At 40.5% G+C, this 6,869-nt stretch carries 7 protein-coding genes; 2 read left to right on the plus strand and 5 right to left on the minus strand.

Translation table 11 applies throughout. The features are described from left to right. Nucleotides 1-87 precede the first annotated feature (87 nt). From FCL54_RS16735 to FCL54_RS16745, 3 genes are read right to left on the minus strand one after another with little or no spacing between them, the layout of a single operon-like run. Nucleotides 88-2,634 carry a YfhO family protein gene (locus FCL54_RS16735; RefSeq protein WP_138127882.1) on the minus strand — a complete coding sequence of 849 codons (2,547 nt, stop codon included), beginning with the start codon at nucleotides 2,632-2,634 and terminating at the stop codon, nucleotides 88-90. Next, a complete protein-coding gene (locus FCL54_RS16740) occupies nucleotides 2,631-3,020 on the minus strand; it encodes a GtrA family protein (RefSeq protein ID WP_138127883.1) in 390 nt (129 codons plus the stop codon). The genes FCL54_RS16735 and FCL54_RS16740 overlap by 4 nt, the downstream gene beginning before the upstream one ends. Further along, nucleotides 3,014-3,961, minus strand: a complete 948-nt coding sequence (locus FCL54_RS16745) for a glycosyltransferase family 2 protein (RefSeq protein ID WP_138127884.1) — start codon at nucleotides 3,959-3,961, stop codon at nucleotides 3,014-3,016. Before FCL54_RS16745 ends, FCL54_RS16740 begins: the two co-directional genes overlap by 7 nt. A gap of 376 nt (nucleotides 3,962-4,337) precedes the next feature. On the opposite strand from FCL54_RS16745, the gene FCL54_RS16750 reads away from it, so the two are divergent. After that, complete coding sequence (locus FCL54_RS16750) at nucleotides 4,338-4,622, plus strand: AbrB/MazE/SpoVT family DNA-binding domain-containing protein (RefSeq protein ID WP_138127885.1); 285 nt, start codon at nucleotides 4,338-4,340, stop codon at nucleotides 4,620-4,622. Nucleotides 4,623-4,697: 75 nt separating this feature from the next. On the opposite strand, the gene FCL54_RS16755 is transcribed toward FCL54_RS16750, so the two are convergent. After that, nucleotides 4,698-5,363, minus strand: a complete 666-nt coding sequence (locus tag FCL54_RS16755; protein WP_138127886.1) for an N-acetylmuramoyl-L-alanine amidase family protein — start codon at nucleotides 5,361-5,363, stop codon at nucleotides 4,698-4,700. Nucleotides 5,364-5,860: 497 nt separating this feature from the next. On the opposite strand from FCL54_RS16755, the gene FCL54_RS16760 reads away from it, so the two are divergent. Beyond that, complete coding sequence (locus tag FCL54_RS16760) at nucleotides 5,861-6,238, plus strand: hypothetical protein (RefSeq protein ID WP_138127887.1); 378 nt, start codon at nucleotides 5,861-5,863, stop codon at nucleotides 6,236-6,238. 325 nt (nucleotides 6,239-6,563) lie between these two features. Here the strand turns inward: FCL54_RS16760 and FCL54_RS16765 are convergent, their stop codons facing one another. Further along, on the minus strand, nucleotides 6,564-6,662 hold the full coding sequence (locus tag FCL54_RS16765; RefSeq protein WP_138127888.1) for a YjcZ family sporulation protein: 99 nt from the start codon (nucleotides 6,660-6,662) through the stop codon (nucleotides 6,564-6,566). Between the last annotated feature and the right edge of the window lie 207 nt (nucleotides 6,663-6,869).

The raw sequence follows: 6,869 nt of genomic DNA on the forward strand, positions 1-6,869 counted from the left end.
TTTTTCTATGATATAAAAGGTGTTATCCAAAGAAGACTGTGGAGGGACAAGGGACCTGTCCCCCCGTACCACGCCATCCGTTCCACCTCATCCTCTGTGCCGCCTTATCCACCACAAGGCGAGCAGGAATGATAAGCAACTGATCAGTAAGGTGGTTCTAAAATATGGTGGATAGTATCGCAGCTCCACTTGGTTAGGCCCGGGTTGAAGGGAAAGGCCTATAAAAGAATAGTTAGCCTTTTTTACTGCTTGTTTTTCCCCGTTGATCCGTGCCTCCCATCCTTTTTCATAGGGGATCGGCAATACCATGAACCGTTCGTTGCGGTTGTTTTGTAGCTCTATTTTTATTTTGTTTTTCTCGATGTCTATATCAGCATCCGGGTCTTTCTTCGCCGCTTGTTTTTTCAACAGTTGATAGTCCTCAGAATAAAGGTGAAGGTCGTTCAAGGTATAGCTTCCTTTTGGAACGCGAATGTTGATCGTTTCATCGGCAGGAATCCGAACAGTGATGTGATTGAAGTTGGTCCGATAAATGGACGATCTCGATTTCCTTGTCGTTTCAAACTCATTTACATGCAACGGAAATACTGGCGCGGTTTTGCTGTTATTTCTTAAATAAAACGATAGATAGAGATCTTTCGCATCCTCTGGCATTTTTGTAAGCTCGATGTTCAGGCCGCCCGTCTTTTCTTTCACTTGCAACAGTCCGTTCTGATAGGTTCCATTCACAGGCTGAACCTCTGTTTGTTGCATAAAATCTTTGGTCTTTGTCATGCCGTCCGTCTGTTGATCGGCAGGTACGTCCAATACAACACCATCCAGCATGGCGTGTTCCCGGTCGATCACCGGAAAATCTTCCATGTATTCCTCACTGTAGACCTTGCTGGTCGTTCGGGCAAAGGGAAGCACATTTTCATTGCGGTAAATGACGTAATGCTCGCTATCTTTGAACGGCTCGAAGCCAAAGGGAACATTCTTTTCTTTTCCTTTTTCATACATGATATATTTTCCGCGGAGGATGCTATATAAGTTAGCCCTGTCTCCCAAACTGTTATACCGGCTTACGCTTTCCCGCTTCATATCGATTTTTAAATCTGTATAATAAAAAAACAAAATGTTTTTGTTCAAAATACTGGAATAAGCGCTTATGCCATTGTAGTCATGCACGATAGGGGTATTATTGCGCCCCCCGGTGATCCAGTCCATTCTAGTGATCTGTTCTTTGTCCTGGTCGATGGCACGCTGGATCAAATTTCTTTGCTCGCTCGAATAATAGTTCTCACTCATCATATATTGCTTTGTGGACTTTTCCACGCCGCCAATCGTATATAGTTCATATTGAAAAACGTTGATCATAACTAAATTGCTGAATATCAGTATGCTTATCAACAGGGTGATCGATTTTCCCGTTTTAATCAGCAGGAAATATACAGCCGCCAGAAATAAAGAAACGATCAGTATGGCCGAATTGTTTTCAGTGTCAACGAAATAAGCAGCCAGGTAAACGATAAGAGCCGCGATGAGTGCCTTTTTTAAAGAGGACACCGTAATTTTTGGAAGTTCTTGCAGTCCTACGGCGATCGCACCGGCTGCACAAAGTGAAAGAACATATTCAAACCTGTATTGGGGTGCCGAAAAGCCATTAAAGACACTCCCTATGATCGGGCTGTAGTGAAAAAGGGTAAACAGGCTACCGACAAACACGAATATCCGGAAGCTATGATTTTTATATAAAACAGAAACAAATAAAAACAAAACGAACAGGACCGGAAGCCAGATCGTTTTATCCCCGAGAAACGCATTTTGACTGAAATCAAACAGTGGTATAGGGTCGTTAAAATTAGGGCGGTAGTTATGTAAGAACCCGTATACAGCAGGCACGAAAGAAACAGAACTGATCCCTGCGCCCAAAAGGATACTGGCAGCAAATCCCTTAACAAACTTCTTTTCATCCCTGGAACGGGGAATGATCCAGCGAACGACGATATAGATACCCATAAAGATGAAATGGATATAGGCAAAATAGAAGTTATCGAACATGGATAACGCAACAGCTGTGATCAGCCCACCTGGCTTCTGTTCCCTGAAAATTTTCTCGATCCCGAGGAGAAACAGGGGAAGCCAGAGAAAGGCATCAGCAAAGAATTCCCAATAGGTCACATGACGGAAATACATGATGCTTGCCCCGTACAGGAATGCACCAATAAAAGCGTAAAACATCCTTATGTTCAAATAGCGAAAAACATAGGTCGTAATAATAAAAATTAATGCAAGCCGGATGATGCTTATGTAGATTGTTGCATAGGCCCAAAAGAGAACGCCCGGGGCCGAGATGATCGTTAACTTTTCAAGCACGAAAACGAAACCGAAGACAAGAGAGTAGAACACGTTGTATGCATAATAGTAAGCAAGCTGGTAGGTTCCGCCCCCGAGCCCAAAATCAAAGCTGTAAAAAAAATTGCCTTCCGAAAACTGGTCATAGATCATTTTTCGAAAGGAAACCATCTGGGACAAGCCGTCATCCGGTCCTAACATAAAAGAACCATGAGCGGTCTGGTAGAGAAAAAAAGAATGAGACAAAATAGAAAGGATGATACTGCTTAAGATCAGGAGCACATGCTTATTTTTTATCATAACGACTGATTACCTCGCTTCAATATCTTGCTCGTTAAGATAAACGTAACAGGTACTGTGAAGACGACAGCCAGGATCGGCGCAATGTACCCGTTCAAATGAAGGTACTCCACAAAGATATAGATGAAAACAGATGAAATCGACATATTCACGACCTGCGTTATCGGAAATTGCAAAAACTTCTTTAACGTAGGTTTTACCCGATACGTGAAATACACATTCAAATAAAATGATATGACCATGCTGATGAAAAAAGCGATCCAATGGGAAAAAAGATAGCTCACACCGGCTATCCGGAAAAATAGTAGATAGATGACATAATAGTTAGCGGTGTTGACCCCGCCTACCATCACAAACCTTATAAATTCACCCTTGTTCCTTAGCATTGATGAAATCCTCTCCAGCATTTGTTTTCAATTAAGTAAAGCGGCCGTTGTTTTGCTTCCACATAAATTCTTCCAATGTACTCTCCGATGACTCCCAGGCTGACGAGTTGTACACCTCCTAAGAATAAAACGGAAGAGATCGTCGTAAAGTACCCGGGAACCGAGATGCCGTGGGCAAGAATTTGAATAAACATGATCGATATATAAATTAACACTAGAAAAAGTGTCACGACACCGGTATATAAACAGATGCGTAATGGTTTATGGTTAAAAGAAACAACCCCTTCGATCGCGTAGTCGATCAGCTTTCTGATGGACCATTTCGATTTGCCGGCTTTTCGGGACTTGTTCTCATACTGGATGACTTTTTTCTTAAAGCCGATCCAGGAAAAGAGTCCCTTTGAAAAGCGGTTACGCTCACTGATTTGTAAGACTGCCTGTACAGCCCTTCTGCTGAGCAAACGAAAATCTCCCTGGCCGTCCTTTAACTCAACATCGATCAATCTTTCCAGAACGGTATAGTAGAGACTGGAAAACTTGCTTCGGATAACAGCATCACCTGTCCGGTTCCGCTGGGCGATCACCTGGTCGTAGCCTTCGCGGTATCCTTCTATTAATGAGTGGATCACGTTCACTGGATGCTGAAGATCGGCATCCATAATGATAACGGCTTCACCCTTCGCATGTTTCAAACCGGCAAACATCGCAGCTTCCTTGCCGAAATTTCTTGTTAATGCGATATATTTAACCTCTGAATGTTTGAGAGCCAACTCTTTAATTTTATCAATCGTTCGATCGGTACTGCCATCATCGATGAAGAGTATTTCATATCGGCTAACCTTTTTGGATAGTTCCTTAGTGAGTTCACTGTATATAGCAAAAATATTTTCAGCTTCATTAAAAGACGGAAGTAATATCGAGATGAAAATATTCCTCTTCATGTATTATCACCCTTCCTTTTTAAAAAAATCTCATGGAATAACAGTGAGAAATTTTAAATGGCAATCCTGGCACATTTTCGTATATGTAAGAAGGTTAAGGCTCCGCAGTAATTTATTACCCATTACCCGAAGTAATCCTGCCTTACACCGAATAAACATTAAAACTTGATTAGAAAAGGGGTGGTCAATGGAAGAATTATATTGTTTCCCCTGGGTGTTTCAGTTTGAACCGTTTCGTTAATGAATATTGTTTAAGAAGCTGTTCGTTCGACATAGTTAGAGAAAAGGGGGTCGAATACTGGTTGGAATGGACAAAAAAGTGATCACTCTAACGAATGGGTACTTATAATGTCAAAAACAACGGGAGTGTTTTACGATGAAATCAACAGGAATTGTTCGGAAAATCGATGAATTAGGCCGGATCGTGATTCCGATGGAGTTACGCAAGGTTTTACAAATCATGCAAAGGGACCCAGTGGAAATTTATTTGGAAGAAGATCGAATCGTTTTGAAAAAACATAGTTCGGGTAGTGAATGCCAGCTTACAGGAGAGGTATCACCTGACAATATTGTACTGGGCGATGGTAAATTGGTTTTAAGTAAAGGTTCAGCAGTAACATTAGTAAAAGAGATTGAAAAAAACCTTTTAGCGAAGGCCTAGAAATGATAAAAAGCCCCATTCAGTTGATTGGGGCTTTAAGTATGTTAAACTCATTTTTTGATTTGTTTACTTAACTCAAACTTTCTCCACTTCGATTTTTAAAGCCTCTCCAAGGTGTTCTTCGACTTCGCTTAATACATTATCATAGTTACTATACGCCCCTTCTTGTTTTCCGTCTGCAATCACGCGGTACGTATAAGGATTAAGTTGTAAAGACATCGCTCTGGCGATACCGTTTGCGTGCCCTTGTGCGATAGAGTGAAGAAAGGAAGGATCTTTCAACTTATTGGCATCTTCGAGTGTATCGATGAACCCGTTCTCCGTTAAAATCGCCGGCATGCCGGTTTCTCTCAATACGTAAAAGTTGGCTTCTTTTTTGCCCCGGTCGTAAAAATCAACCTGTTTTAATATCTCCGAATGAATGATTTCTTGATAAGAAATAGTAGGAAGGCCGACTCCAGGATATACATAATCCTCATAACCAGTTCCTCCCCCTGCATTGATATGCACGGCTACAAAAAGGTTGGCTCCCCAGTTGTTTGCCATAGTTGTCCGTTGCTCCAGGCTAACAGTGATATCGGATGAACGGCTCATCATCACTTCTACATCTTGATAACTGCTTTGAAGAATATCTCTAACCTGCAGACCGATCTCAAGTGTCAGGTTCTTTTCCAGCAATCCGTTTCCAGTTGCTCCAGTGTCTGTGCCGCCATGTCCAGGATCAATAAAAATTTTAGTCATTTTCGTATTCCTCCTTACGATTTTTGGGAACGCGTTCCGTAAACAAATCATAGCATGTTTACGAACGTTTGTTCTATAGTTTTTGGGAAAAGGAATCGAAAGGACCAATGGATGTTTGCATTCTGGGTTAGAAAGCGCAATTTTTTTAAAAAAACAACCGTACTATTCTCATGATGAAAATCTGAGAAAGGATTACAACCTTCTTTTTTTATCATTTTCATCGGGTAGCAAACAGCATAACAAGAAGAATTTAACCTTAAACGTTTTTATTTATTTTAAAATGGGGATGATGTTAACAAATGAGAACAAAGCTATTTTAATTTTGCTAAAAAAAGGCATTATAAACACGGGGAAAATATTTAAAATGCTGGGTAAACATTCTTGTTTTCGTATATTAATGTAAAATTAATATGACCTAAGTATCAATTTATGTACTACCTGTTATTCCTTGTCTATATAGGGAATAGAACATAGAGTCAAGTAGGGAGGAGGAAGCGATGGTTCGCCAACTAGAAGGACAACGAATAGTGGTCGATAGTCACTGGCTAAAAGAAAACGCTTATATGACCTATGCTGCCTTATACCTTCTTGCAAGAGAGTTTGCAAGTGAGGAAAAAAATGGGATGATCGTTAGAAAGTTTTCCAGGTGGAAAGAAGAAGGATTTTTAATCCGTTTTAACTTTAATGAAGATGGTGTTATCATTTCAGCATTCGAAACTAACGAAGAAAATCCCCAGAATCCCTGGTTAATAGATTCTTATGATAAGATCGAGGAGTACTCTCATCTTTATGAAGAGTTCCAACAAATTACAGAGCTATCAACCAAAGGGAATCAATGTAACTTTTTCATAGAAAACGGAAACCGGAGGAAGTAGTGCTAACTTCTTACCGTAAAAAAAAACATATCCTTACCTTTTGTCTAGATAAAGGTGTTTCCCCCAGGACTGCAATCCTGGGGTTTTTTGTAGGGGGGGATGATACCTAAGTGCCTACAATAAACACTTTAGCATATCTGTTTTTCTTTAATAGGAATATGGGAGAGTTAAGACATTCTTTTAAAGTTTGTAAAAAAGGCTGGTGTTTTTTCACATAAGGGAGAGCTTAAAGTGCGAACGATCCTTTTTAGGTAGCGATTAAACTTTTTAACGACGACCGCACTCTCTTAATATAAAAAAAGCCGAGGCTTACCTCGGCGTAAAATTAATAAACGTAAGAAGCTCCAATAATGATTAACAGAATAAACAGAACAACGTACAATACGAAACCACCGCCGTAGCCGTATCCGCCACCGTAGCCCATAAACTCATCTCCTTTCCATGTTTGTTATAGTCTATGACTCTATAACGAATCTAGTTTGGACAGGAGTTTATGATTGATAGAAAATGCGCAAACCCCCAGACTTCTCTCGTATTGGGGGCTGACCCAAAAGGATAAAGTATCCTTTTGAAGGTCGCCCCTTCTTTTTTCGCTGAAAACATAAAAGAACCGTCCTTTTTCTGTATAATT

Source organism: Exobacillus caeni, assembly GCF_005747095.1.
GTDB classification, from domain to species: Bacteria; Bacillota; Bacilli; order Bacillales; family Guptibacillaceae; genus Exobacillus; species Exobacillus caeni.

Excerpts from the sequence above, each read along its gene's own strand:
- FCL54_RS16750 (WP_138127885.1), top strand. The coding sequence starts at position 4,338 with ATGAAATCAACAGGAATTGTTCGGAAAATCGATGAATTAGGCCGGATC.
- FCL54_RS16755 (WP_138127886.1), bottom strand. The coding sequence starts at position 5,363 with ATGACTAAAATTTTTATTGATCCTGGACATGGCGGCACAGACACTGGA.
- FCL54_RS16745 (WP_138127884.1), bottom strand. The coding sequence starts at position 3,961 with ATGAAGAGGAATATTTTCATCTCGATATTACTTCCGTCTTTTAATGAA.
- FCL54_RS16735 (WP_138127882.1), bottom strand. The coding sequence starts at position 2,634 with ATGATAAAAAATAAGCATGTGCTCCTGATCTTAAGCAGTATCATCCTT.
- FCL54_RS16740 (WP_138127883.1), bottom strand. The coding sequence starts at position 3,020 with ATGCTAAGGAACAAGGGTGAATTTATAAGGTTTGTGATGGTAGGCGGG.
- FCL54_RS16765 (WP_138127888.1), bottom strand. The coding sequence starts at position 6,662 with ATGGGCTACGGTGGCGGATACGGCTACGGCGGTGGTTTCGTATTGTAC.
- FCL54_RS16760 (WP_138127887.1), top strand. The coding sequence starts at position 5,861 with ATGGTTCGCCAACTAGAAGGACAACGAATAGTGGTCGATAGTCACTGG.